Source organism: Thermomonospora umbrina, assembly GCF_003386555.1.
Classification (GTDB): Bacteria; Actinomycetota; Actinomycetes; order Streptosporangiales; family Streptosporangiaceae; genus Thermomonospora; species Thermomonospora umbrina.
In genome coordinates this window covers 6711591-6736727 of sequence record NZ_QTTT01000001.1, presented here as the reverse complement: position 1 = coordinate 6736727, position 25137 = coordinate 6711591, and the positions used below count along the sequence as shown (strand labels likewise).

The 25137-nt window shown below is 69.7% G+C and carries 19 protein-coding genes and 1 pseudogene; 13 read left to right on the top strand and 7 right to left on the bottom strand.

Going from position 1 to position 25137, the window contains the following annotated elements:
* Positions 1 to 8 precede the first annotated feature (8 nt).
* From DFJ69_RS30410 to DFJ69_RS30390, 5 genes are read right to left on the bottom strand one after another with little or no spacing between them, the layout of a single operon-like run.
* Complete coding sequence (locus tag DFJ69_RS30410; RefSeq protein WP_116025765.1) at positions 9 to 1490, bottom strand: SCO6880 family protein; 1482 nt, start codon at positions 1488 to 1490, stop codon at positions 9 to 11.
* Positions 1490 to 2953, bottom strand: coding sequence for a TrbL/VirB6 family protein (locus DFJ69_RS30405; RefSeq protein WP_116025764.1), 1464 nt, complete (start codon positions 2951 to 2953; stop codon positions 1490 to 1492). The genes DFJ69_RS30410 and DFJ69_RS30405 overlap by 1 nt, the downstream gene beginning before the upstream one ends.
* The gene (locus tag DFJ69_RS30400) at positions 2950 to 3714 is read right to left on the bottom strand and encodes a DUF8175 domain-containg protein (protein ID WP_147312502.1); all 765 of its coding nucleotides are present in this window, start codon (positions 3712 to 3714) and stop codon (positions 2950 to 2952) included. The genes DFJ69_RS30405 and DFJ69_RS30400 overlap by 4 nt, the downstream gene beginning before the upstream one ends.
* A gap of 4 nt (positions 3715 to 3718) precedes the next feature.
* Positions 3719 to 4087, bottom strand: coding sequence for a hypothetical protein (locus DFJ69_RS35090; protein ID WP_211328857.1), 369 nt, complete (start codon positions 4085 to 4087; stop codon positions 3719 to 3721).
* The gene (locus DFJ69_RS30390) at positions 4087 to 4749 is read right to left on the bottom strand and encodes a hypothetical protein (RefSeq protein ID WP_147312501.1); all 663 of its coding nucleotides are present in this window, start codon (positions 4747 to 4749) and stop codon (positions 4087 to 4089) included. Before DFJ69_RS30390 ends, DFJ69_RS35090 begins: the two co-directional genes overlap by 1 nt.
* 452 nt (positions 4750 to 5201) lie before the next feature.
* On the opposite strand from DFJ69_RS30390, the gene DFJ69_RS30385 reads away from it, so the two are divergent.
* The 13 genes and pseudogenes from DFJ69_RS30385 (at position 5202) to DFJ69_RS35870 (ending at position 20394) form a co-directional block, all read left to right on the top strand.
* The gene (locus DFJ69_RS30385; RefSeq protein ID WP_147312500.1) at positions 5202 to 5798 is read left to right on the top strand and encodes a hypothetical protein; all 597 of its coding nucleotides are present in this window, start codon (positions 5202 to 5204) and stop codon (positions 5796 to 5798) included.
* Positions 5795 to 6898, top strand: coding sequence for a C40 family peptidase (locus DFJ69_RS30380; protein ID WP_116025760.1), 1104 nt, complete (start codon positions 5795 to 5797; stop codon positions 6896 to 6898). Before DFJ69_RS30385 ends, DFJ69_RS30380 begins: the two co-directional genes overlap by 4 nt.
* Positions 6899 to 8714: 1816 nt before the next feature.
* Complete coding sequence (locus DFJ69_RS30375) at positions 8715 to 9983, top strand: hypothetical protein (RefSeq protein WP_147312499.1); 1269 nt, start codon at positions 8715 to 8717, stop codon at positions 9981 to 9983.
* Between the two features lie 86 nt (positions 9984 to 10069).
* Positions 10070 to 11398: a winged helix-turn-helix domain-containing protein gene (locus DFJ69_RS30370; protein ID WP_116025758.1), complete on the top strand. Its 1329-nt coding sequence runs from the start codon at positions 10070 to 10072 to the stop codon at positions 11396 to 11398.
* A gap of 838 nt (positions 11399 to 12236) precedes the next feature.
* On the top strand, positions 12237 to 13640 hold the full coding sequence (locus DFJ69_RS30365; protein WP_116025757.1) for a NucA/NucB deoxyribonuclease domain-containing protein: 1404 nt from the start codon (positions 12237 to 12239) through the stop codon (positions 13638 to 13640).
* Positions 13641 to 13860: 220 nt separating this feature from the next.
* Positions 13861 to 14166, top strand: a complete 306-nt coding sequence (locus tag DFJ69_RS30360; protein WP_170177855.1) for a peptidase inhibitor family I36 protein — start codon at positions 13861 to 13863, stop codon at positions 14164 to 14166.
* 383 nt (positions 14167 to 14549) lie between these two features.
* Complete coding sequence (locus tag DFJ69_RS34630) at positions 14550 to 14711, top strand: hypothetical protein (protein ID WP_170177854.1); 162 nt, start codon at positions 14550 to 14552, stop codon at positions 14709 to 14711.
* A 405-nt stretch (positions 14712 to 15116) separates the two neighbouring features.
* On the top strand, positions 15117 to 15500 hold the full coding sequence (locus tag DFJ69_RS30350) for a hypothetical protein (RefSeq protein WP_116025755.1): 384 nt from the start codon (positions 15117 to 15119) through the stop codon (positions 15498 to 15500).
* A 612-nt stretch (positions 15501 to 16112) separates the two neighbouring features.
* On the top strand, positions 16113 to 16475 hold the full coding sequence (locus tag DFJ69_RS30345; RefSeq protein WP_116025754.1) for a hypothetical protein: 363 nt from the start codon (positions 16113 to 16115) through the stop codon (positions 16473 to 16475).
* Positions 16476 to 16577: 102 nt separating this feature from the next.
* On the top strand, positions 16578 to 18545 hold the full coding sequence (locus tag DFJ69_RS30340) for a serine hydrolase (protein ID WP_116025753.1): 1968 nt from the start codon (positions 16578 to 16580) through the stop codon (positions 18543 to 18545).
* 718 nt (positions 18546 to 19263) lie between these two features.
* A complete protein-coding gene (locus DFJ69_RS30335; protein WP_147312498.1) occupies positions 19264 to 19482 on the top strand; it encodes a hypothetical protein in 219 nt (72 codons plus the stop codon).
* 538 nt (positions 19483 to 20020) lie between these two features.
* A pseudogene (locus tag DFJ69_RS36275) lies at positions 20021 to 20146 on the top strand (NUDIX domain-containing protein); the annotation flags it as partial.
* Positions 20147 to 20214: 68 nt separating this feature from the next.
* Complete coding sequence (locus DFJ69_RS35870) at positions 20215 to 20394, top strand: hypothetical protein (RefSeq protein WP_245974820.1); 180 nt, start codon at positions 20215 to 20217, stop codon at positions 20392 to 20394.
* 28 nt (positions 20395 to 20422) lie between these two features.
* On the opposite strand, the gene DFJ69_RS30325 is transcribed toward DFJ69_RS35870, so the two are convergent.
* Both DFJ69_RS30325 and DFJ69_RS30320 read right to left on the bottom strand, forming a co-directional pair.
* Positions 20423 to 20788, bottom strand: coding sequence for a hypothetical protein (locus DFJ69_RS30325; protein ID WP_116025750.1), 366 nt, complete (start codon positions 20786 to 20788; stop codon positions 20423 to 20425).
* 440 nt (positions 20789 to 21228) lie between these two features.
* Entirely contained in the window at positions 21229 to 22782 is a 1554-nt protein-coding gene (locus DFJ69_RS30320; RefSeq protein ID WP_116025749.1) for an SAM-dependent methyltransferase, read from the bottom strand.
* Positions 22783 to 25137: the final 2355 nt, after the last annotated feature.

Genomic DNA, 25137 nt, shown 5'->3' with positions numbered 1-25137 from the left:
CTATTGGGTCAGTTGGGCCAGTGGCGTGCCAGGACCGGGGGGCAGATCCCGCACGGCAGCGTGGTGGCGAATCCGGCCTGCTGGCTGTTCCACATGCGTCGCAGTCGGATCTTGGAGGCCTCCGCGCAGGCCTCGGTGTCGGCGATGGCATGGGGCAGGTGGGTGTCGTTGGTGACCGTCGCGGTGACGTACAGGGCCATGAGGAGGACACCGGCCCCCATGGCCTCCTCGCGGGCGGCCTGCTGGGCGCGTGCCTGGTCGGTGGCGTCACGTGCGGTTTCGTCGCGGCCGGTCCGCAGGCGGTAGTGCCGCCGGAAGGTGGCGGCGTTGACCTCGGTCTCCAGGACCCGGGTGGCTTCGGCGGCCGGGAACGGGCGGTATTGGAGACTGACGCGTTTGGGATAGGGCCCGGGCGACAGCAGGCGGGCCAGCACGTCGGCGTGCACGTTGGCGCGGGGCGCCTCGTGCCAGGCCCAGGTGACGCTGATGCCGCCGTCGTGCTGATAGTGGCCGGGGTGCTCCTCGGCGCCGACGGGTCCGGCGTCGCTGTAGCCGAGTCCCTCGGTGCTCAGGCCCGCCCTTTGGGCGGCCAGGATTCGGTTGACCTCCCCGCGGGCCGCCGGGTCGAACGCGGTGCGCACGACGCCCGCGATGTCGTCGCAGGTCGCGCGGCCCACGACGGTGACGCCGCTGGTCGCCAGGGTGGACTCCAGTCCCTGGAGGGTGCGGCCGACCTCGGCGACGGCCGACAGCAGGTCCTTGGGCGCCGTCGGAGCGGCGCGGGCGTCGAAGGTCATCGACACGCGGGTGTCCACGTCGGCCGACGCGCTGGGGGCCGCCTGCACCAGCTGCCTCATGATGTCGCGAGCGGCCGTGGGTGCCGTCGGGGACATGGCGGCGGTGACGCTGTCGGTGAGGGTGTCACCGGGGTCGGGTGCGGTGTCGACGGTGACGGTCACCCATTTGACGGTCGGCATGTGTCCGAGCGAGGCCAGCCACGCCCCCCAGTTGGCGACCCACCCATCGGCGTCGGTCCGGTCGGCGAGCCAGGTGGAGGTGGGCACGACCCGCAGCGTGGCGGTCAACAGCCCGCTGCGTCGGTCCCAGACGAGTCCGTAGTGACCGCCGAAGCCGTCCTCGGCCGTCAGCAGGGTGGTGGTGGCCAGCACGCCGGGCAGTTGGAAGGCGCGGGGAAGTTCGACGACGACGCCGGCGCGGTAACGCGTCCAGCCCCGGCGGGATCCGTAGGACCAGCGGGCCCGCTGCAGGATGAGGCCGCCGGCCGAGACGCCCCCGACCCGGATGAACGTCAACGCACCGGCCGCCAGAACGGGTGGGCCGACGTACAGCAGCGCTCGGGGGGCCAGGGATCCGGTGAGCACGACGACGACGATCCCGGCCAAGAGCAGGAGCGTTCCACCGCTGCCCAGCCCGGCGACGCCGATGCCCCGGCGCTGCCGCCAGCCGCCGTAGGTGCGTGGCGCCGACATCAGGTGTCCCTGCTGCCGTCGGGGCCGGGACCGGGATCCACGGCCTGGGTCGCCTGCCCCGCCGCCTCGGTGGCCGTCTTGGCGGCCGCGGCGACGCCGACGCCCGCCGGATGGGCTCCGCCCGCCATCTGCGGTGAGTGCGGATGCCCGGCGCCCGATGGGGTGGGGGCCGTCGGCCCGGCGGCGCCGGGGGGCGCGCCCTGCGGCGGGTCGCCGTCGCCCTGCGGCGTGGGCGTCGGCGGGGTCGGGGCGGGGTCGCCGCTCCCGCCGCTCCCGCCGGTCGGGGCGGGGTTACCTCCACCGTGGGGAGTGGGGTGCACGGCCAGGCGAACGGGGGTCGGGTCCTCGCCGTCGCCGTCTCCGCCCGGTGACGGCGTCGAATCGGGGACCGGACGGGGGCCCGGCGGCGGGGTGGACTGTTGGTCGTTGGGGGTGCCGTTGCCTGCCAGGTCCATGTTGCGGGCCTGGTCGGCGGCTGATTGGCCACCGACTCCCCCCGAGGATCGACGGAAGGACCCGACGGCGTCGACGGCGCTGAGGCCGGTGGACAGCAGTTGGCCGCCGCCGCCGGACCCGATCGCGCCGGTGGCCCAGGTGAAGAACTGCAACAGCACCGGCATCGCGATGAGGCTGAGCACCAGCATCGCCAGGCCCATCAGGGTCGTCCGCGAGTCGGTGCCCTTGCCGATCATGGTGAAGGCGGTGGCGTAGACGGCGGCCACGGCGGCCTTGTAGAAGATCAGGGCCAGCATCCACGCGGCGATCTTCTTGAACCAGACGCGGGTGGAGGGGGCCAGCGTCCCGGCTGCGGCCAGCGGAAGCAGACCGCACAGCACGACCAGGGCCGCCTGCCGAAACAGCATCAGCAGGGCCTGGATGATGATCAACACGAGGATGATGGAGCCGAGGATGATGATGGTCCCGTTGGGCACGGTGGTCGCCGCGGTCAACGTCAGCAGGTCGTACAGGCGCCCGGCGGCCTGCCGATCGGTGGAGATGCTGAGGACCCACACCGACCACTGGTCGACGTAGTCCAGGAGCAGCGTCGGAACGAACACGCCGATGCCCGCCGTCGCGGTGATGATGAGGACGCCTTGGCCGACGTCGACCAGGGCGTGGGACTTGCGGGTGAGCGCCATCCGCCCGCCGGCGGCCACCACCGCCAGCGTGGCGACCGACAGCGAGATCGGCATGATCCATTCCTGGATGCGCCACACCGCGGCCTCGTCTTGCAGGTGAATGGAGTCCAGGCCGAACCAGACCATGAACGTCTCGCGGAACACCCAGGCGATACCGGAACGGATCGTCCCGGCGAAGGCGTTGATGGCGGGCTGGGTGACCGCGTCGACGGGATCCTTGATGTTCTCCAATCCCGTTTTGAGGTTGCACAGGTGCTTGCCGGGGTCGATGAGGGAGCCCGGGCACGTGTCGACGGTCGTGGTGGGCGGCACCAGGTCGGTCATGGCGTTCTCGCACCGGGGAACGGCGTGTAACCGGCGGCCGAGCCGACCTGCGAGGAGGCCCCGGACCAGTCGCCGCCCGGGGGGGCCACAACGCGCCAGTCGCCCCGCCGCCACACCAACTGCAGGCGCGTCACCGCCCGGACGATGCCGCCGCCCGCAGCGTCGGAGCCGGCGCCCGCACCTGCGCTCGGACCCGCGGTCAGCAGGTCGACGGTCGCCTCGTTCGCGCTGTAGTGATTCCAGCGGTAGGCCTCCTGGACGGCCTGCACGGCTCCCAGTGGCTCCCCCTCGGGGACCCCGGCCGCTTCCCGCTGCCGGGCGTACAGGTTCCTGCACTGCAGCAGCAGCAGGCCGGCGTCGGAGCCGACGACCTGTTGCCGCACCGTCGGCTCGAAGACCCCGGGCCCCCACTGGGCGTTGGCCCGCACCCCGATGTGCAGGGCGGCCAGCAACGCCCCCGCCGGAGTGCGGGCGAAACCGCTCACCAGTTCACCGTCTCGCCTGCCGGGTCCGTGGGCGGGCGAGTAGGGCAGGTCGATCCCGTGAAAGGAGCGCCATCGCACACCGTCGAACATCCTCGGCACCGGCGCCGTGTCCTGCGCGCCCCCGTCGGCCTGCTGCGAGGCGGGCGGCGGCTCGGGGGGCCGCTCACCGTCGCGCATGAGCGCCATGCCCACGAGCGCGGCCACGGCGACCGCCGTCGCCGACCACACGGCCCGTCGGCGTTTGCGGGGACCGGGCGCAGCGCGCAAGGCAGGCATCGGCTCAGCCTCCCGAGAAGAACTGGCCGACCAGACCGGTCCCGACACCGGCCAGGCTCAAACCGCCCAACACCCACGGAATGCCGGTCGCGCCGTCGGCCGCCATGCTGGAGCGGTTACGGCGCCCGATGGCCATCTGACCGGCGCAGATGAGCAGGCCGGCCACCCCGCAGACCAGGACACCCCACTTGCCCCATCCGATCAGCATCTCCACCGGCGCGCCCAGCCCCGGCGGCTCGATCGGCGGCGAGTCGGGGACGTTGGTGCCGGGCGAGGTGCCGACCGTGGGCGTGTCGTGCGCCGGCGCGGCGATCAACGGCCCGGTCCGCACGCGATCTGCGTGTTCGGTGAGCAGCGCCTGGGGTGTTCGCATCACATCTCCTTGCCGCGTGAGGTGCTCGAGCCTGCGGGGGCCCGGACCGCGGCCTGCGGCCGCGGGGCTCGGCCGCCCGGGTCCAGGACCGGGCCGAGGGGGAACTCGGCGATCGTCGAACGGCCGGCGCGAGCACGCGGAGGGGCGGGGCGCAGGGCGCAGATCCGCTCCAGTGCCGCCCTCGTCGCCTTGTGCAGCCTGACCTCGGTCGGATCGTCGACCAGTCGCAGGCCGGCCTCGAACGGCATCCGCACGATGCCGGTCGCCAACCGGGGCTCCACCAGGTCGAACCGCGCCTTGGCCGCCTTCGGCTCCGTGCCCGCGCCGTCGGAGACCACGACCAGGAGGTGCGGGACGTGCCCGCCGTCGACGAGGCCTCGCACCGCCAGGGTCGCGGCGCCGGCCGCGGCGACGGTGTTGCGGGACACCAGCACCAGCCCGTCCCAGTCGCCCATCTCCACGTACGCGGGTCCGCCGAGCGCGTGTCGGGGACCGATCCGGCCCAGGTCGTAGGTCTCGGCTCCCGACGCCTCCAGCAGGCGGGCGAGGGTGGTGGTGCCGGCTCCGCCGTGCGCCCCCAGCAGCACCAGGCCCAGACGCAGGCCCGCCGGTTCCGGTTGCGCCGCCGCGGCGCGCCGGCCCGGATCGGCTCGCATTGCCAAGTGCCGCACCATCCCCCCTCCGCCGGTCGGCCGTGTGGGTCCAGTCGGACGCGAATCACAATAAGACGCGCAACAATCGACTTCAAGCGATCTCAATGAGCGTCAAATGACGTCAATGGACGTGATCGACGGAAGGTGCTCATGACAGATGAGAGTTGATCGATCGACCCTCGTGGCCTCCGAGAGCCCGGACCGATGCCGCAGGACCACCCCCGCCTCAAGGCGCGAGGTCACCTCTCCAAGACACGGGGACCGCCGCCGACCTGCTCGATCACGCCCCCGACACGCCGGCTCCCCCACCGCCCGCCACGACACCGCACGCCCCCCGGCCTCACGCCCAGAGCCGACCGCCGACGATCAACCTGCGGCTCGCCGAGCGGTGCCCGACCCCGGCACGGAGCACCCACTACCCAGCCATGTGACCTGCACCACAGAAGGCCTCGAGGGACCACATGCCACACCGACCCACCCGAGCACCCCGGACCGCACTCGCCGCACTGCTCGTCGCGACCGTCACGATCGCAGCGGCACTGACCTGGATGAACTCCCCGCACACCCGGCCGCGAAGCGCTGAGCCGCCCTCCTCCCCCGCCCCCCGCCCCGCACCGTTCGACATCCACACGCTGCTGCCGCTGCCACGGACCCAACTCGCCGCCGCCGCACACGTCGCCCTGCGCTTCACCACCGCGCACGGCACCTACCGCTTCGACGAGAACCCGCAGACATACCTGCGGCGCCTGGCGCCCACCGTCACGCCCGCTCTGCACACCGAACTCCACAGGACGACCACCTCGCCGCCACTGCTCGCACACCGCCGACAACACCGCATGTCGGCCCACGCGTCAGCCCGCCTGGAGGCCCTCCGCGACGTCCAACCCACCTCGGTCATCTACGTGATCGCCTGCACCCAGCAGGTCACCTCCGCCGACGAACCCCCCCACCGCCTCACCCGCCGCTACACCCTCACCGTCACCAAGGACACCGGCGGCTGGCGCGTGCACGCCCTACGGCCGATCGAGAACGGACAGCACGGAGAACAGCAACCATGACCCCGACCACGACCCGCCGCCTCCGCCCGCACCCGGCGCACCGCGACCACCACCGGCCACCCGACCACGGCGCCGCAGGCGCACTGGCCCTCGTGGCCGCCGTCGCCGTCCTGGCCCTGCTGGCCCTGCTCGTCACCCCGATCCTGTTCATCGGCCAACCTGCGGCCGCCTGCGGCGCGCCCTCCCGCCAACCCCCCGCCGGTAAGACGGCCGGCACCGAGATCCCCGCCGACTACCTGCGCCTCTACCAGGCGGCCGGCCGCACCTACGCACTGCCGTGGAACATCGTGGCCGCCATCGGCAAGGTCGAGACCGACCACGGCCGCTCCACCCTCCCCGGTGTGCACAGCGGCGAGAACAGCGCAGGCGCCGGCGGCCCCATGCAGTTCCTGCGAGCCACCTGGAAAGCGTTCGGGGTCGATGGCGACAAGGACGGCAGAACCGACCGCTACGACCCCGCCGACGCGATCCCCAGCGCCGCCCGCTACCTCACCCACCACGGTGCGCCGCGCTCCATGCGCAAGGCGATCTGGCACTACAACCACGACTGGGACTACGTGGCCCTCGTCCTCGGACACGCCCGCAGATACGCGGGCGGACACTTCACCGTCGGACCCGACAACGACGACGGCAGCGGCGCCTGCCCAGCGGGAACCGGCCCCCTACCCCCCGGCCTCGTCGGGAAGATCATCGCCTTCGCCATGGCCCAACGCGGCAAACGCTACGTCCTGGGCGCCAACGGCCCCGACGCCTGGGACTGCTCCAGCCTCATCGAGGCGGCCTACAAATCCGTGGGCATCGTCATCCCGCCCACCACCTTCACCCAATGGCCCTTCGGAGTGAAGATCCCCAAAGGCACCGAACAACCCGGCGACCTGGTGTTCTTCAACTCGGGACCGTGGACCGGCCCCGACCGTCCCGGCCACGTCGGCATGGTCATCAACGCCGCGAGGGCGGAGATGATCGTCGCCCGCTGCTCCAGCTGCCAACCCAACATCGGTGTCCAGAACTACAAGATCCGCAGCGACTGGGTCGGCAGCACCCGACCCCTGGCCCGCCCAGAGATCCAACGCCGTCTCCCCGAACTCACCACCGACTGACCGCCCCACGCCCGCCCCGCAGCGGGTCACGATGGACGACCCAGGCTCGCGCCGCGTCAGGACCCGCAACGACGATTGATCATGGCACCACTGCGCTTCCTATGCCATGATGCATCGCAACGACCCTCAATGGACGTCAAAGCCCCTCAAAGACTGTCAGGAGGTGCGGGATGAAGCCCGGCCGACGAGCCGTCGCGAACACTCACCGGCCCCTAACACCCCCACCCCGCCGAGGCCACGGCAGCCGCCGACGCCGCCACCCGACCTCGCCGAACCACCCCAACCGCCCACGCCCGCAAAGCGACCTCGTGTTCATGCATGCCGAGCAGCGGCAGACCGCTACGCCCCCGAGCCTGCTCCTGGGGCGAAGACGCCGCCAGGCTGCGCGCAACCGTCAAGGTCACGGGCTGGTCGACATCAGTCCTACCGAGTCACCTGATCACGGCCATGCGCGTCGACGCGGACGGCCACCCGCCCAACTCCGACGGAGACCGGCTCACCCTGAGCAACCGACCGGCCGACGCGTCCGTCAGTGGCGACTGGGGGGCCGGGACCGTCGTTCCACGGCGAAGTGGCCACCGAGCTCCACAAGGCGCGCGAAGCCACAGGGCTGTCCGCTTCGACCCAGCTCGGGCATCTCGTCCGCGCCATGAAGGTCGACGAGCACCTCTACCCCATCGACCTCGAAGGCGAACAACTCGCCTTCGCCTCCCCCCGTACCCGTCCGGGAGGCGCCGCCGCCGCCAGGACAAGCCGAACCCATGCCCGCTCAATGAAAACGGCCACGGCATCCAGCCGCGGCCAACTCCACACCCGAACAGAACCCGTCTCCGGTCGCCTCAGCCCCCCGGCCACCAACCTTCTGCTGAGACGACCCGATCCCGATGGCACCTCACCATGGCGGCTGAAAGCCGCTGAAGCGCTGCCCCTCGTCCTCGGGAGGTCACCATAAAGCACGCACTCCAGCGGGAGCGAGTCCCGTTGGTTCGTGGCATATCCGCGCACCACCAAGATCTCGCTCTCGGTCGACCACCGCGGCGCCTTCGCGCGCCCGCCACCGCGCCCTCGTCCTTGACGGCGGCGAGTCCCATGCCGTCGAACGGCCGGCCGTCCCGCCGCCTGCACGCGGACGGCAACCGGACACGATCCACACCGCGCCTCGCCATCGCCGCCATACAACCGGAAAAGGGTCACGCTGCGTCGTCAAAGCACCCCTCGGTCCACGTCACAGCCAAAAGCTGCCCCACCGCCCACGGACTCGAAACTCGCAGGTCAGGCGGCCTGGGCACCGAGCAATCAGCTCGAAGGGGTCGGAGGTCCATGAAATGAGAAAGCGCCCCAGGGGGGCGCCACCTCACTGCACATACAGACGGATCAGGACGAGGATCCCGAAGGTTTGAGCCGCCAAAGGGTCCTCACTGACCGTTACTCACGCTGGAGATGACAATAGCAAGTCGTCCAGCGGCCGGCTAGTCATGCCCTCGATGCCGAGCGCATGCCACCCGGCCGCCCCTCAGGAGCCGAGGACTCCGCCTCCTCGGCACACACCGTGCGCACCCACCGACCACGACCGGCGGGTGCCTCGGCGGAACACGTGTGCCCCCACCCCGCACGGTCGCCCTCTCGCCCCGCCTCAGCATGCCCATGCTCACGCCGACCAACCGGACGCACCCGGACCGGCGCCTCCTGACGGCGTCAGCGGGCACACGCAGCCGGCACCCCCTGACAGCGTCCGCCACCATGAACAGGCACCACCCCGCCGCACCCACGCCACACACCATGCCCACCCCCCGCCCGCCGGCTGGAGTGGTGGCGCATGAGTCCACGCCGGCAACCCGCCGACGAACTCCAGCCTCGACGAGCAACAGCCCCGGGCCCCGCCGCCTCCGAGCCGTGTGCCCTTCTCGACCGGGACCTCGCCGCGCAGGCGTGGGCGCGGATCACCGTGCCGCACATCGCGCAGCGCCGGGTGATGCGTCGTTCCCCGGATGGTGGGTTGAACTTTCCTCGGTCGTCGCGGTCGGGGTACCGGTACGAGGTCGCGTTGCGGGCGGCGTTGCCGGACCGGCCGGCGACGGTGCCGACGGCCGACGCGCGTACGGGGCTGGGACGGCTGCTGGTGTTGGACCTGGACGCCTCGCGGGCGCCGCCGTGGGCCGCGGCGGACCGGGCCGCCCATGTCGCCGCGGTGGCCGAGCGGATCGTGGCGTTGATCGCCGAGTGCGGTGGGCGGGCTCTGGTGGACGTGTCGCCGTCGGGAGGCCGGCACGTGTACGTGCTGTGGGCGGCGCCGCGGCCGCATGCGGAGTCGCGGCGGCTGGTGAGGGCGTTCGCGCGGCGGTTCGCGGTGGTGGACACCTCGCCGATGGAGACCTCCGACGGGCAGATCCGGGGGCCGGGCGCCCCGCACCGCAGCCAGGGCGGCCGGCTGACCGGCTACATGACGTTGACCTGCGGGGTGCGGGAGGCCGAGGAGATCTGCGCGCAGCCGTGCGGCCCGCAGGTGTGGGCCCGCCTCCACGACGAGTTCGCCGCCGAACTGGCCGCCCTCGACGCGCCCGCGCTGGAGGCCCGGCACCGGGACGCGCCGGCGGCGCCGCTGGACGAGCGGTGCGAGCCGTTCTGCGCCCGCCCCGGCGGCCGGACCCGGCTGCGGGCGGACCTGGAGGAGACGGCACGGACCGGCCGCGTCGACTCGGCGCGATACCCGTCGCGGTCAGAAGCCCGTCAGGCGGTGCTGGCCAGCGCGGCCGCGCGCGGCTGGCGACTGGAGCAGGTCCGCGGTGAACTGGCCGCCGGCGGCGCCTGGACCGCCATCGCGAACTGGTGGCGCGACGACGCCCTCCTGCGCGCCGAGTGGACCAAGGCCATCGCCCACACCACGCGGGTCACCGGCCACGCCCGGCCACCCGCGCCCATCGCGGAGAACCCCGCCCGGACGACCGTAGGGAATCGTGTCCGGGAGGGCGACACCAGTGGGAGACATGACACGCCCCCCTCCCCTACCGTGAGGACATTCGTGAGCAGGTCACCACTCTGCGATCTCAGCTTCAGGGGGATAAAACCTCCCGCCTTAACAAAGTAAGGTTCGGGGATTGGTGGGGCCTGAGCACCCGCCCCGCACCCTTCCAGGCCACCGAGTACCAGCGGATCCGGACCTGGCAGCAGGCCATGCGGATCGTCGAGCGGCACATGGAACTGGAGTGGGGCCGCCGAGGCCTGGTGTACCGGGCGATCCTGCGGGCGCTCGGGGCGGCCGCCCAGATGTCGAACTCGACCGCGGTCGAGTTCGGCGTCCGCCAACTGGCCTACATGGCCGGCGTCGACCACACCACCGTCGCCCGCGCGCTGCAGGTCCTGCGCACCGGCCCCTACGCCCTCATCGACCAGGTCACCGAGGCCCAAGGCGTCCGCGCCGACGTCTACCACCTCGTCGTCCCCGCCATCATCGCCGCCGAGGCGGCCTGGAGGTCCTGGCGGCCCGGACGCCTGGACGCCATCCACCCCGCCTTCCGTGCCCTCGGCCGGCCCGCCGCGTACGCCTACGAGGCCCTCAGCAGCCACCCCCTCACCCCCCGGGACCTGGCCACCGCGGCGCTGCTGCCCCGCAGCAGCGCCCACGACGCGCTGCGCACCCTCGCCGCCCACGGTCTGGCCGAACTCGACCGCAACGGCCGCTGGCGACGCGGCCCCGCCGACCTCGACGTCGTCGCCGCCGCCACCGGCGCCGCCGACCGGGCCGCCGCCCACCTCGCCGAACACCGCGCCGACCGCGCCCTGTGGCACGCCTGGCTCGGCATCATCACCCCCTACACCACCCCCACCCACGACCACGACCAGCAGGAACGCGACCAGCCGGACCAGCACCGGGAGGACTCCGACGCCCTGGTCCCGGTCGGCGCCGCCACCACACCCACGACAACCCCCCCGTCCCGCCGCACCGGCGAGGGCACCTGCGGCCCCGGCAGCATCGGCCGGTCCCCCGCGCCGACCCGGCGGATGGCACCGCCCTGGCTCGTGCCGCCGCCCCGCCGCACTCCCACGGAAACGGATCTGACCTGGCCCGCCGAGGTGCTGACGGCCATGGGCGACCTCCGCCGCACGCACCCCGACGACGACCCGATCCTGCCCCCCGACGTGCGCGCCGCCATCACCGCCGACATCGCCGCGATCATCGCCGACGAGGAACACCAAGCCGCCGAACGCACCGCCTACGAGGCCGAACTCGCCGCCCTGCGCGCCGCCGCCACACTGACCGTCCCCGACCCCGCACCCGACCCCGCGCCCCGTCCGGACCCTGCCGCGATCACGGCCCCGGCCGCTGTCGTCACGCCCACCACCACCGACGCATCCGAACCTGCCGCGCACCCCGAAGCCGCCCACGCGACGCCCAGCCCACCGCTCGTCGCCGAGGCCATCACCGAACGCCACCACGACGAACCCGCCGCGGCCGCCTCACGCGGCGCCGCCCAGGCCCGACGACTCCCGGGAGGCCCCTGACACGCACCCTGACGGGCGACGTTCCCTGAGCGGTTTCAGAAATACAAGATCGGGGTCCAGGCCGGGCGGGAGCTGCCGCCAGTCGGGCTCGGCCTCCACCGGGTGGTCGGTTCCATGCCTTGGGTGCCGTTGCCGGGGGGTATTGCCAGTGCGCCCAAATCTCGCGGACCTCGTGGTGGTAAGGCCGGGACAGATCCCCGCCGCACACGAGGCCACCCGGCACCTCATCGACGCCGCCACCGTCCTGGAGCACCCGGGACGACGACCTGCAGGCCGACGGCGATGTCACGGCAAGCCCTGCGCGCCCCGCCCGCCATGCCCGGCCCCCGACCTGACCCCGAACCGGACCCGGTCCTGGCCGGCGTCGTCACCGCGTCCGTCGAGACGGGGGCCTCTCCCGAGCCGGCCCGGCGCGAACGCGTCCACGCGAGGTACGAGACGTCCGCGCCGCCGACGGTCGATCAAGTCATCACCCGAACGCCTGGCGACGAGTACAGGGCAGCCGCCGCGCGCCCCTGACCAGCGGCGTTCCCCTGACGGTTTCAGAAATCCGAGATCGTTCGAGGGGCGGGCCACACCCCGGGCGTGTCCGGCTGGTGAGACGGCGAATGTGCAACCGATCACGTGACCGGCGGGCCATGTCTTCGGGCACACGTCGCCGGGGTCGTATCGCCGCAGGTGACGGTGGGTCTGGCGTCAAGCGGGCCGCGGCGGCCGTGCGGCGGAGCGCTAACGGACACCGTTGACGGCGCCGTGGTGTTGATCGTTACCATCTCCCCGCTCAAACAGAACACCATGTCTATTAGAGCGGGGTGAAGCATTGATCAGCATCAGGAGGGTGACCGCCCTCGTGGCCGCCGTGGCCGTGACCGCCGGGGTCACCGGCACCGCGAACGCCGCACCGGCCGCGGACCCGGTCCCCTACACCGTCGTCTCGGGCTCGACCAATGGGGTCATCAAGGGCGCGCCGATCGCGCCGCAGAAGGCGGCCGCGCAGCTCCGTGCCGACGCCGAGAAGCGCGGCGCGTTCTATGAGTCACCGGTATCGGCGATGCCCGGTGCGCTCAGCGGCAACGGATCCTCCCAGGCCGAGATGCCCACCACGCCCGCGGGCGCATGGCTCGACGACTGCCTGGCCTCCACGGAGGCCACGACCCCCAAGGGCCGGGTCTACAACAGGTTCAACTGGTGCCAGGAGGTCAGGTACCGGGCCGACTTCACCGAGATCGTCGACGGTGAGCCGGTGCATCGCGGGACCAGCTACCTGACCTTCCAGGGGGCCGGGATCGGCTACAACGACAAGCGCGCCACCCGCGTCTTCTGGCGCGTCAAGCCGGGGTCGGTCAGCTACAACTGGGGGCTGTTCGACTACTTCGCCCCCCGGCGGATGCCGCTGGCGGTCGGTGTCGAGTGCAGCCAGAGCTCGGTGTCCTGCACGGTCAGCAAGGGCGCCGCCACGATGGAATGGCAGCAGTGGGCGAACTTCGGCTGGACCCACTGGGACGTCTTCGGCCATGAGTCGGGCGCGACGTCGCTGAACAATCCGGACAAGGTGTCCTTCACCGGCTGGTTCTTCACTCTCGACTCCAGCAATGCCAAGTACAAGGCCCCCCGGACCCAGACCCAGCCGATCGGGATCCGCTGCGACTCGGCCACCTACTTCAACATCGGAACCAAGAGGTACCCCTACGCCTGCATCTACTCCGGCGCCCTGCCCTTCCTGACCTACAACGCCGCCGACGGCAGCAATGGGCAGGTGGCACGACACATCCGCGACGCGCAGAGCGCCCCGGACACCACCTACCCCAAGGAGTGGCACCCCAAGAAGATCCCCGGCAAGTGGGCCGCGAACGCCGGTGAGCGCGCCGAGCCGCTGCACCGCGTCGACCGGGACGGCCAGTTCGGCAGGTCGAACGAGAACTGGAAGAGGTCCGCCTGCGGGCAGAACACCACCGTGGGCAACCCGTGGGCGCCGTACTACACCCCCACCACAGGCCTCCCCGCAACGACCGCACCCGACCAGCAGTGCGACGAGTACCCCTTCGGCAGCACCTGGGAGGGCGCCGCGGACCCCGACCATGACTTCTCGGTGCGATGGGTCGACAAGTCGCACAACGCCTCGGCCGGCTACAGGCTGCTCGAGTTCTACGTGAACGACCGAATCCTGCGCTACGAGCCGAACTTCCTCGGAGGAACTCCCTCGGGCCCGTCCGCCGACCCCTTCTGGGTCAACATCAACTGACACCTGACCAGGTAACGCACCACATCCTCCGAAGGCTCCGTGAGACCGACGGCCGGGTCACCACCACGAAAGAATGGTGGGACCCGGCCTATTCGTGTTCTCGGTCAGAGGCGTTCCACCTCCCCGCCAACCGGAGCCACCACCTCGGCCAACACCAACGGCCACCGAACCCTCGCGCCACGGCGAGGGCTCCTCGCCTTCATCGGCATCGGTGCACGTCGTGCGCACCCTGTCCGACTGCGTCAACGGATGGTTGTGCGTCTGGGAATGGCCGGAATACTCAGGCGCGGCCAGATCGTTCCGAGGCACCGGCGTGTACAACCTGGGCGACATCGGATGGCGGGACCGGATCAGCAGCATCTGGAACCGCACGAACGTCACCGTGGTCACGTTCGATTCACGCACCTATCCCGTGAGGGACAGGGTCCTGTACGTCGATCCGAGTGAGGCGTACAGAGACCTCTCGCATGAGCCGCACGACGGTGGCGGCAGTTGGAACAACAAGATCGACAAGATCGGCATCTGACCAAGCCTGGCGGCCCACACCCGAAAGGTCGGCGCGGCGGCCTCAGCCGGCGGTCCGCCCGTCTCGGATGCGCCGCCGGCGAGGCCGTAGCGCAGGTAGACGGTGCGTCGCAGTGGACACCGGGAGCTCAAGGAGCGTGAAATCGGTGGAGACTCCGCCGCCGTCGAAGACCTTCTCTCCGACACCGAGCACGATCGTTCACCCAGAGATCGAGACGGTCGAAGAGCTTCTCGCGTAGGAAGGTCTGCACCAGGTCGAAGCTCCCGACAACCTTCACGTGCTGGATCCGCCCCGACGACTCCTTCCCATCGGCGCACCCCGCTCTTGCTCATGCCCCCGCATGCCCCGATGAAGATCGGCCCACACATCCCCCGCGCGGGCACGTGAGCATTGCGAAAGTCGCGAATCCGGGCCCGTCCGCCCCGCATCCCGGGCTCGGTAAGAGACCCGCGCTGATCGACCGGTGGAGCTCACGCCACCGCTGGGTCCGGCGGATCGGCGACTGGGACGCCGCCCAGGCCCGCAACGGCTGGCGACCCCGGTGACCTGCGGTGACCGACTTAGAGTTGCTCTACCTACATCTTGCTACCGACTCCCGCTCCACGCTCGGTGACCGCCGGACCACACCCGGTGTCCCGTGCGGGCGAACCTTTCCGGTTCCGGACCAACTCTTCCGGTGCGGGTGTCACGTTCGGACTTACCTTGCCAACCGCCTGGTCGAGTGTCCCGTCCGGGTGAACCCTGCGGCGTCCGGACCTACATTGCGGTTGACCCTGCGGCGTCCGCGTCTACATTGCGGTTGCGGGGACGGCTGTCCCGTCCGCGCGAACCCTTCAGGTTCCGGGCCAACTCTTCAGGGTTCGGTTGAACCCTGAAGTGAGGCGACCGTCGATCCGCGAGGATTAGGCGTCATACGACATCACCACCCGAACTGGACGCTCGCGACCGCCGTGCTGGCCCGCATCGTCCCCGGTGCGACCGGCTTCTCCCCGGACCAGATCCCCGGCCTGGCGATGGACCGCTGGCAGAGCTTCCCCATCGACGACCGCAACCCCAGCGACGTGACGATCGAGTTCGTGGAGTACTGCCTGAGCCGCGTGAACGGCCTCCTGATCATCATCACCAGCGCCAGCCTGGCCACGGGGGCGGGCCCCTTCTTCATCGACGGCGATCAGTTCACCGACTTCGCCATGACCTACCACGACCTGATCGGCGAGCCACTCATCGACGGCGACACCACCGTCGTGTCCCCATCGACAGGCCGCGTCATCGTCGTCCACCACGACGGCTGGATCGACACCCTCCAGGGTCACCCACAGGGACAGGACGTCTGATCGGCGTCAGGCGCTCGATGCGCCGGTGTCGCAGCCGCGCGCACCGAGAGTGCAATGTAGGTCTGAACAAGACCACCGGCGCTGTTCGGACCTACTCTTCAATCCGCAGCGTCGGGGCGTCGGGCCCTGCAGCCTTCAGCCGGAACGGACATCGAGCGTGGGGCGAGTGGGCGGCCCTAGGCATCGCCGTGGGCGTTGCACACCGAAGAGGAAGAGTGAAGCTGAACAGGCTCGGGCGGAGCTGTTCGGGCCTACTCTTCCTCGCCCAGCTCAGCGCGACGGGCAGTGGAAGTCTCCGGCCGGAACAGACACCCGGAAACGAAGTCGCAACCCGTACAGAGCCGGCGGCGGCATACCCCCTCCGGTCCCGGTAGACGGCGGCGAAGGGGAACCTCCCCCAAGGGGCCAAGCGGAGCAGGCGCGGACCCTGCCCGGCCCCGTCCATCCGGGCCAGGCGCGCGACGACGACCCACCCGACGTCAGTAGACGTCCCACGATCCGCCTCATCGCCGGCGCCGAGCACAACCCACCCGCACCCGAACGCGACGACGGCCGCGCCCGGCTGCGCGAGGTCCTGGAGGACCTGCTGCCCGACACCGGGCGGCGCCCCCGGTGGCCGGCCACGACGCGCTGCTGAACTCCCGCCGCCGGCCGCCCCCGGTCGAAGGGCACGGCCGCAGCCGGCGGCAGCAGATCCAGCAGTTCGTGGGCATTGATGTGATCTCGGGCTTTGGTCCGGGCCCGGATGCCGGGCTGATGATCATGGCCTACGACGTGGTGGTGGAGATGGTGGGCGGCCCCTACGACGGGCACCGCCAAGCGCCCCGGGAGAAGCTCGGCACCTGGAAGCTCAGCGGCGACCACCCGTGGCCGCACGACGTCCCGGAGGGGGTAGCCCGCATCGACCGCCGCGCGATCGGTTCTCCGGACACGGCCCAGATTCAGCGGGTGTCGGCCAGCCGGCGGGGGTGGTGAGCAGGAAGTGAGCAGGGAACGGTCTGGAGGGTGAGCAGTTCTTGATCGCACCGTGGTCGGGACGAGGGAGATCACGTCCCTCGCGCGATCGAGGAGCGGTCCATGAGACGTTCGTCCAAGTCGTGGAGACCTCGCAGGGTCGTCGCGTCGGCCATCGGACTGGCCGTCGGCCTGTCGTTGGGGGTCGTGCCGGCGCAGGCGGTACCGGGCGTGCCGTCAGCGGTCTTCGACCCGAACAGTGTGAGGGCGGCCCTCTACCGTGACGAGCTGAGCGGTGACTTCGGCCTTTGGAACGGGCCTGGAAGGCTGTTCGACCGGCGGACCGAACAGAACCTGATGGTGGTCGATCTCGACATCGAGTCCAATGGGACGGTCTACCGGGTCGGCTCGGTGTGGCAGGAGAACATCGACGGCCGCACGTGGAAGCTCGAACGCGACCTGGACGACATGGCGTTCGCCGCCGCGGCGGCGAGTGCGCAGGCGGCGAACCTGCGGATGGTCGACCAGGAGAGTTACCTGGTCGGCGGGCAGCGCCGGTACGCGGGGGTCTGGGTCGAGAACCGCGAGGGGCTGAACTGGGAGGCCAGAAGGGACATGGATCGGCCGGCGCTCGACGCGTTCACCGCGGCGAAGCGGGCGGCACATCTGCCCATCGACATCGACCAGTACATGACCTCGGCGGGTGTGCGCTGGTCGGCGGTCTGGGTCGAGAACACCGAGAACCTGACCTGGCACCTCGAGCCCGACATGTCGTCGGCGGACGTGTCGGCCAGGTTCACCGAGTACGCGGCCTTCCGGATGCTCGGCCTGAACTCCACCCCGACTGCGACGAACGGCCAGCGGTATGCCGGGATCTGGGTGGCGAACCGCAACGGCCGGGGCTCGTACATGTTCCGCGACATGACGAGCAAGCGGTTCAGCGAGACCTGGAACCGGATGGTCGATGAGGGCTTCCGCATCGTCGCGTTCGACAGGTACGAGACAGCGGCCGGAACCCGCTACGCGGGCGTCTGGCGGCAGGACAGCGCTCGCCACCACTGGGCCTACAGGGTGCGCTTGAACGAGCGGATCCAAAAGGAACTCGAACAGGTCCCCGGCGTCAGCGTCGCCGTCTACGAGAACGGCGACGCCAGGTACCAGCGCGGCTTCGGCCACGCCGACATAGCCAACGACGTCCCGATGGACAGCGGTCACGTCGGTGACCTCGCCTCGACCAGCAAAGCCGTCGCCGGCGTCCTGACCATGAAGATGGTCGAAGCGGGCCAGGTGAACCTGTCCACCCCCACGCGCACTTACGTTCCGACGATGCCCGGCCACCACACGCACACCATCGGCCAACTGCTGAGCAACCGCGGCTGCGTCCGCAACTACATCAACGACCAAGGCGAAACCTGGGATGACACGCCGTACGCGTCCGCCCTGGACGCGTCCCGCATGTTCTGGAACGACGGCCTCGTGTGCACCCCGCCGACCTACCACTACTCCACGCACGGCTACACGCTGCTGGGCGCCGCGCTGGAGGCCGCCGACCCCGGCACGGAGAACATCCGGCAAGTGGTGCTCGACAGGCTGACCACCCCCCACGGCCTGGAGACCCTCCGACCGTCGGACCTCAGCCGAACCGGCGTCCGCCGCATGACCCAGTACAACGGGGACGACGAGGTGGCCGCCCGCGACATCGAGGACTGGAAGACCCTCGGCGGCGGCATGGAATCCAATGTCGTCGACCTGGCCCGCTTCGGCGACAAGCTGGTACGGGACCAGATCATCCGCCCGGAATCCCAGACCGCCATGTGGACCCGGCCGGACAACCACAGCAGCAACTACGCCTACGGCTGGAATGTCGACACCGTCAATGGCCGCCTCATCGCCTCCAAGCCCGGCAGGCAGGAACCCGTGAACTCGGCCTACCTGGAGGTCCACCCCACCCAGAACATCACCATCGCCGTCCTGGTGAACACCGGCATTGAGCCCAACAGGGCGACCGCCCTCGGTCAGTGCATCAGGGACATCATCATGAGCGCCCCCACCACGAGGGTCGCCTGCGAGCCGACCCCCACCACGCCGTAAATCCGAACCAAAGCCTCCCGGTGACCGTCGAGCCACGGCTCGACGGTCACCACCCACAGCCCGCAGCGAACCACCAAGATCACACCGCAGGGCCACAGGGCCACAGGGCCACAGGGCCACAGGGCGGAGGCTCACACCACATCGACATCCCGACCCACGACGGCCAACCCCGGCGAAATCACGGAACGTCAAGCCCCCACGACCGCACAGATCAGGCTCCCGACTTCAGGTGCCGCCACGATCGGACTGAAGTGCCCCTGCCGCATCTCTCTGGCGAGCCCCGGATACGCAGTCCGACCGACCGAAGTCACCCCTGACTCCCAAGACCGCCACCAACACGACGATGATCATCCTAATCAGCGACGCTCAGCCCACAACCCCTTTCTGCCGCATGCCGACTGTCCCCCACCGGGGGGCCAGTCGGGCGCGTGGCGCCAACTTCCAATGCGCGGTAGTGCGCCTGCGGCGCTCCCGCGCGGGTTATGGCTAGCTGGCGGCGCCGGGGAGGTCTTGGCGTCGTAGCGCGTCCACGGCCGTTCATGTTGCGGTCGTGCGTCGGCGAGCATGTCGCCTGCTCGTTCGATGAGTTCGCGTGCGTCGGGGTCCTCGAGGGCTGCGGCGTGTTCGGCCTCCCCGGCCCATGAGCCATGCTCGGGTCGCCGGATCTCTGCCGGCCGGGAGGGCCTGCCGGGCTACCGCCAGACCGTCGGGTGTCTCGGTGAGAGGGTTGCCCGGGGCGGTCGAGATCCTGGCGGTGGCCGACAGGACGTGCGGGTCGGCGCTCGTGCCCGACCCCAGGAGCGTCAAATCCACGGTCGGCGTATCCGTGACCTGGAGGTTGCCGCCGCTGTCCGAGCCGATGTTCGCGCAGAGCAGGACCGCGCCGCGGATCAGGTGCGCCGGGGTGCTCGGGGTCAAGACGATCGCGGGGCCCTGAGCGCGGCCGGGTGCGGCGGGCAGGCCACTCCACCGCCCGTTGTGGGGCGATGTGCGGGCGGGTGGGATCGGGCGGGTGAGCGGCCGTGCCCGAAGCAGATGGATGTTCCGTCTGAGGTCATGGCCCATTCGATGTCCATGCGCTGGAGGTTCAGCACGTCGGCGGCTTGGGCGGTGAGCTCGAGCAGCGCGTCAACGTCCGTCGTGCTCAGGACGGGTGGGGGTGCGGCGGGGAGTCGCAGGGCGATCACGCCATCGCTGGATGTGGCGACCTTCATCCGGGTGGATCCCGGGCCGATGGTGACGGGCATCCACTCCCCGGGAGGAAGCTGGGTCGCGTCGGTGGTGGCGGGTAGCAGGGGGCAGCGGCTGGAGGGCGGGGATCGCGGGTCGGCCGGGCCGGTGGATCTCGCCGGTGGCGGTGCCGTCGACCAGCGGCACGGCCAGACCGTGGACGGTTCGATTCGCCAGGAGTCGAGCCCGTTCTCCCACGCTCTTCCGTCACGAGTTCCGAGGTCCCTGGCCGCGATCACGCCGGAATGGTGTGGCACGAGCGTTTCCGGGGCTGGATCCCGCCGGGCGGTCACCAGGAGACGGAGACTCTCGGACAGGCAGCGATCCGCGAGGTCTTGGAGGAGGGCGGCTGGCGGATCCGGCTGATCCCGGACCGGCGCTGGAGCTGCCGGCGGAGTTCCCCCACCTTTCGGTGCCGGGCCCGTGGAAGATCGTGGAGATGCCTGCCTCGCCCGACTCCCACACCCCGGCCGCCCACGTGCACCAGGACCACGTGTTCGTCGGGCAGTGGCCGGTGGACGTCCAGGAGCCGGAGACCAGGGTGCGGTGGAGGACCGAGGCCGAGGTCGCCGAGACACCCGGGCTCCGCGAGGACAGCCGTCTCCACATGCTGAGATGAAAGGTCGGGTGTCCGGACCGCTCAGTGGTCAGGGGGTGGGGCAGCATTCGGTGAAGCGGACGGTCACCAGCATCTGTCCGCCACCGCAGCCGCCGTTCGGACCGATCGGCCGGTACTCCCCCGCCAGCACGTCCGGGCCCTCCTCGGTTGCCGGGAAGCAGCACAGGGCGGCCTGCCGCATCGCTGCAGCGTCGGACAGGAGCTTCTCAGCGTCGTTGAACACCTGCTCGCAGGTGGCCGGGTCGCCGTTGTCATCCACTGCCGCGACGCAACGGTAGACGCCCATCACCAGTTCTGCGGCCCATGCGCCGCCGGCGGAGCAGGGCAGCGGCGTGGTCGCTTCCTGCGGCCATGGACTGGTGGTCGGGTAGATCCGCTGCAGCCGCACCCACACCTGCCCCTCCCCTGCGCCGGGGCGCGCACAGCAGTGGTCGGCGGGGACCTGCTGCCCCGGATACGCGCCGCATCCGGCACACCGGCCCGCCGACCGTCTCGGGCAGCAGGGCGCACCGGCAGTCCAGCAGCCGCTCGGCGGGCGGCATCACCTGGCCGGTCACGGCCACGTCGTTCTCCTGGGGGGTGTAGACGCGAAAGGCGCCTCCAGGTGGATGCTCGAAAGGCAGCGTGGACGGGCGGCGCGGGCCCCGTGTCCTTGGCCTGGGAGGCGCATCGTGATGCGATGGCGAGGCGGGCGAATCTTCTCACTATGTGAAAAATGAGGGGGCCGCCTTCGCCGGGCCGGAGGGACAGAGGCCTGGAGGCTGGGGAGCGAGGCCCGCGCACGACTCCCCCGATGTCGGCCGCCTCGTGCGCGAACGGTCGAAAACCTCGAGGTCATGGCTTGATCGCCATCCCTCCGAGAAACTGCATGGGTAGTGGCTTCGTCGGCTTTTCTGGTCGCCACTCGTGGACGCCCACAACACCCGGGTCCAACAGCGTCAAGCCTGCGAACAACGACTCCATCTCGGCTTGGGAGCGGAAGACCAGTTTCTGACCGGCGTTACTGAATGAATGGGCCAGTTGTTCGTATAGGAGATCAGAGATGCTTTCGCTCGTTGTGTTGGACGCGATCAGATAGCTGCCCGATGAAGCGGACTTCATCAGCCGGGCGAGGAGGTACTGTGGATTGTCTTCGCATTGGAGATAGTTGAGGACGTCGCGTACCACGATGGCTACCGGCCTGTCCCAGTCGATCAGCCTTCTCGCTTCGGGATGCTCGGGTATGCGATGAGGTTCGCGTATATCATTGTAAAAGATGCCAGTGGCCTCACCGGTGAGGTGTGACTTCGCATGGGTGGCGACCGGCTTGTCGCCCGATACGTAAAGAACTTTCGTGCCGGGCGACACTCTACGAGCCAGATGGTGTGCTGCGTCCCCGCAGGGCATTCCAATGCCCAGTTCGACGACCTGCTCGATTCCCGCCTTGAACACAGTGCGCAGCGCCCTGGAGTAGAACGCCAGGTTTTCTGCCACGACCTCACCTATGTCGGGGGCCACGGCGCGGATCTTTTCCACGGCGGCGCGGTCGGCGGCGGTGTTGAAGTCTCCCCCGAGCAGGTAGTCCATCATTCCGCTGTGAGCGGGGACGGTAGGGTCCCCGCCGCTGGCCAGGACCCGGGCGTCGGCCGCCACAGGAGGCGGCGGCTGCCACGTGAGCACAGGGTCGTTCCTACGCACCTGTTCGTAGATGACCTGCAAGGAGCGGCCTGGCCCGCTTCCCACCTCATCCTGCAGCCGGTCGGTGATGGCGGTGAAGGCCTCCAGTGCCTGCGCCTTCCTGCCGGAGAGGTAGAGCGCCCGCATGAGCAGCCCCACAAGGTGCTCGTTCAACGGGTCGTTGGCCAGCACGACGGGTATCTCTCGCGCCAGTTCTCGGTGCTGCCCGAGCGCCAGGCGAACTTCGACGTACGCTTCGTAGGTGTCTCTGTACAGGGCCATGAGGCTGTCGACGATGGAGCGCATTTCGATGGTGTCGGGCAGGCCGGAAAGTGGTGGATCACCCCACTTGCTCAGCGCGGCCTCGTACAGGGATGCCTCCACCGCGGAATCCTGCTTCCTGCGAGCCCACTGGGCACGCTGGAGCAGGGCGCGGAACACCCACAGGTCGACGTAGTCGTCCTTGCTCAGCTTCAACTGGTAGCCGGCCGCCGTCGATTGCACTCTGTCGTCTCCGAGAACCCCTCGAAGTCTGCTTATCGCGTTCGCCAGAGATCCGGATCGATCCCTGACTCCTGCGTCATCCCACAATAGTTGCTTCAGTCGATCGGCCGGCACGGCCCGGTCCATGACGATGAGGGTTGCCATAAGACTCTGCATCAGCGGCTGCAAAGCGACCGGCGAGCCATCATCTGCTCTCACCTCGATGGCGCCAGTGATCCAGATCTTCACACCGATCACCTCATTTTGGAACAGAGAGCAACCACATAAGGTCGAAATGGGTGCTCAATCGATGAATTCGAAACTGCCGCCTGAAAAATCCCGCTCCACGTCCGGCCCGATGAGAGCATGACATTCCCGCCTCGACCGAGCCGAGTCGCACGCCTGGCCGCGACTCGCCCTGAGGCAGGCGGCGTCACACCGTCGACTCGACGGTCGCGGCAATGATGGACCATTATGCAGCCTCGGTGGCGAAATTCGTCACCATGAAGCTCGGTATAATGTTTGCCGATCCCGCTCATGTTGCGAAAAGTGTTGCCGCGACGGCTGGCGAGATACGGGTATGCGGTCCGTTCTGGGGGAGGTCCCTTCGACGCCTTCAGCTCTATACAGAGAACGCCCGTGTAGACCATCACCCTGATGGGGAGCGCTCCAGCCACAATGCCCACCGCAACACAAAACGGACGAAGGCGCTAAGGTGCGGCCCCGGCCGGCTCGGATGGTGACAGGGCCGGCGAGCACACCCCCGCTCAGGCCGAGGCCCAGGCGGGCATGGTGGTAGCGTTTACACGCGCTCCCGGGCGGTCGCTCACCGCCTTCGCCGAGGCCCAAGCGGCGATGTGGGAGAGCATCGGGGACGCCGCACCCCACCCGCGACTCGCCTCTGCGGCGGCGGGCTGGGCCAAACACCGCAGCGCATAGCGACGGACGACAGAAGTTTGGCCCCTCGAACCACCTGCAACCCGTGATCTGTTCCAGGCCCGAGGACCTCGTGGTGACGGTAGGTGTCGGTGGCCGGGTCGCTTACCAGATCAAACTTTCTCTGAGAGACCTTGGAGCGATCCAGTAGTGGGATAACTGTCTCATGCCCCAATGGTCCCCCGCGCCTCGGAGCCGTCTTATTCTCGAACCGTCTCGCGAGAACCCGGGCTTACAGAAACAGACAAAACGACGTATAAATAGATATTCTTGTGCCAAAAAGACAAAAACCATCCAGCGTGCAAGATGTCACCAAATAAATCATCTAAAGGACTCGCATGTGCGGATACACCCTGTCCGTTCCGCGACGGTCCCCTTGGCCAGGAGACTGCGCGGATCGCATCCCCTAGGCTGGTGTTCGGTTTGGATTGAAGTCCCTCCACCGCAGCAGCCTGGGGATCGACAAGCCCAGGAGCCCACAGTGGAAAGCAGTACCATCCCCGCGATCGTCACGGCCACTCTGATCGTCATTCCTGTCGCCGCCGTCGTTTTCGTTCATAGCGGCCTGGCTCGGCAGGAGTGACGGCAAGACCTGGCCCGGGGCGATCGCGTACGGGGGTGCCGCCTTCACCGGCGCTATGACCGTGCTGATGTTGGTAGTGAACACCCTCTTCTGAGGGTCGCCGCCGCGACAAGGCCCCCGACCCCGGGAGAGATTTCGACTCGGGGACCTTGTCGTGCGTCAGCCACGTTGCTCGAGCACGATATGTGATCGTAATGACGGGAGTGTGGCCTCGGCTGTTGTAGGTGCTCATCGGGAAGCGCTGCGAGGTCGGCCTCGACGACCATGCCGAGTGTTCCCTGCGGCGTCGACCGCCGGCGGGGCGGCGGCGGTGTCGGTGTGCCATGCCCGCCGCAGTTCGCCACCGGCGTTGAGGTCCTGGTCGGCCTTGCGGGCGGGACGGCGCGGGCGCTGTGGCGGCCGGCCTCGATGTGGGAGACGCAGGAACGGCCGAGCCCCATCGGGTCCGCGAGCGTCTGCTCGATCAACCGGTGCTGCACTCGCCGGGCGGTGAGCGTTGGCGCGAACGACGTCGGTGAAGGCTGGTCGTCTGCTGCCGGGTGACCGTTCCCGTGAACGGCCGTGTTGGGCGTGAATGAGCCGTGAATGACCTCGGCTCACCATCGGGCCGCCGGGTCTGCTGACACGGAGGACGAGCGGTGGTGGCGAGGCAGCGACGTTGAGGTTCTCCAGAGCCCGAGCCAGGTTGATACCAGACAGAAACCTCATTCCGTTCGATATGACGCTTGGCGCTCTGATCAGGATTCGCCCAAGAGTCGGGTGATGTCGAGAGGGGCCACCGTCAGCCGCCGATCATCCAGGCTCGGCGTGCCGTCCGCTCGTCGTCAGGGGCGGCATCCTCGTTGCGGGCCGGCATGGTGGCATCATGGCGGCCCGGCTGCCGACGATGGCGCAGACCGAGGAGTACCCGTCCACTCCCGCGGGCAACGCAGATCATTTGCCGAGGATCCTGTCCAGTGCGTGGATGCACAGCCCCCGCCGGGTCAGATCCCTCAGGTAACGCCGCCCGCATTCCGTGCGTACCCAAGCCAGGACTCCTGGCCGGGCCCGCGTCCGGGGGCGGGTGCGCGCGCCCGCACCGTGCG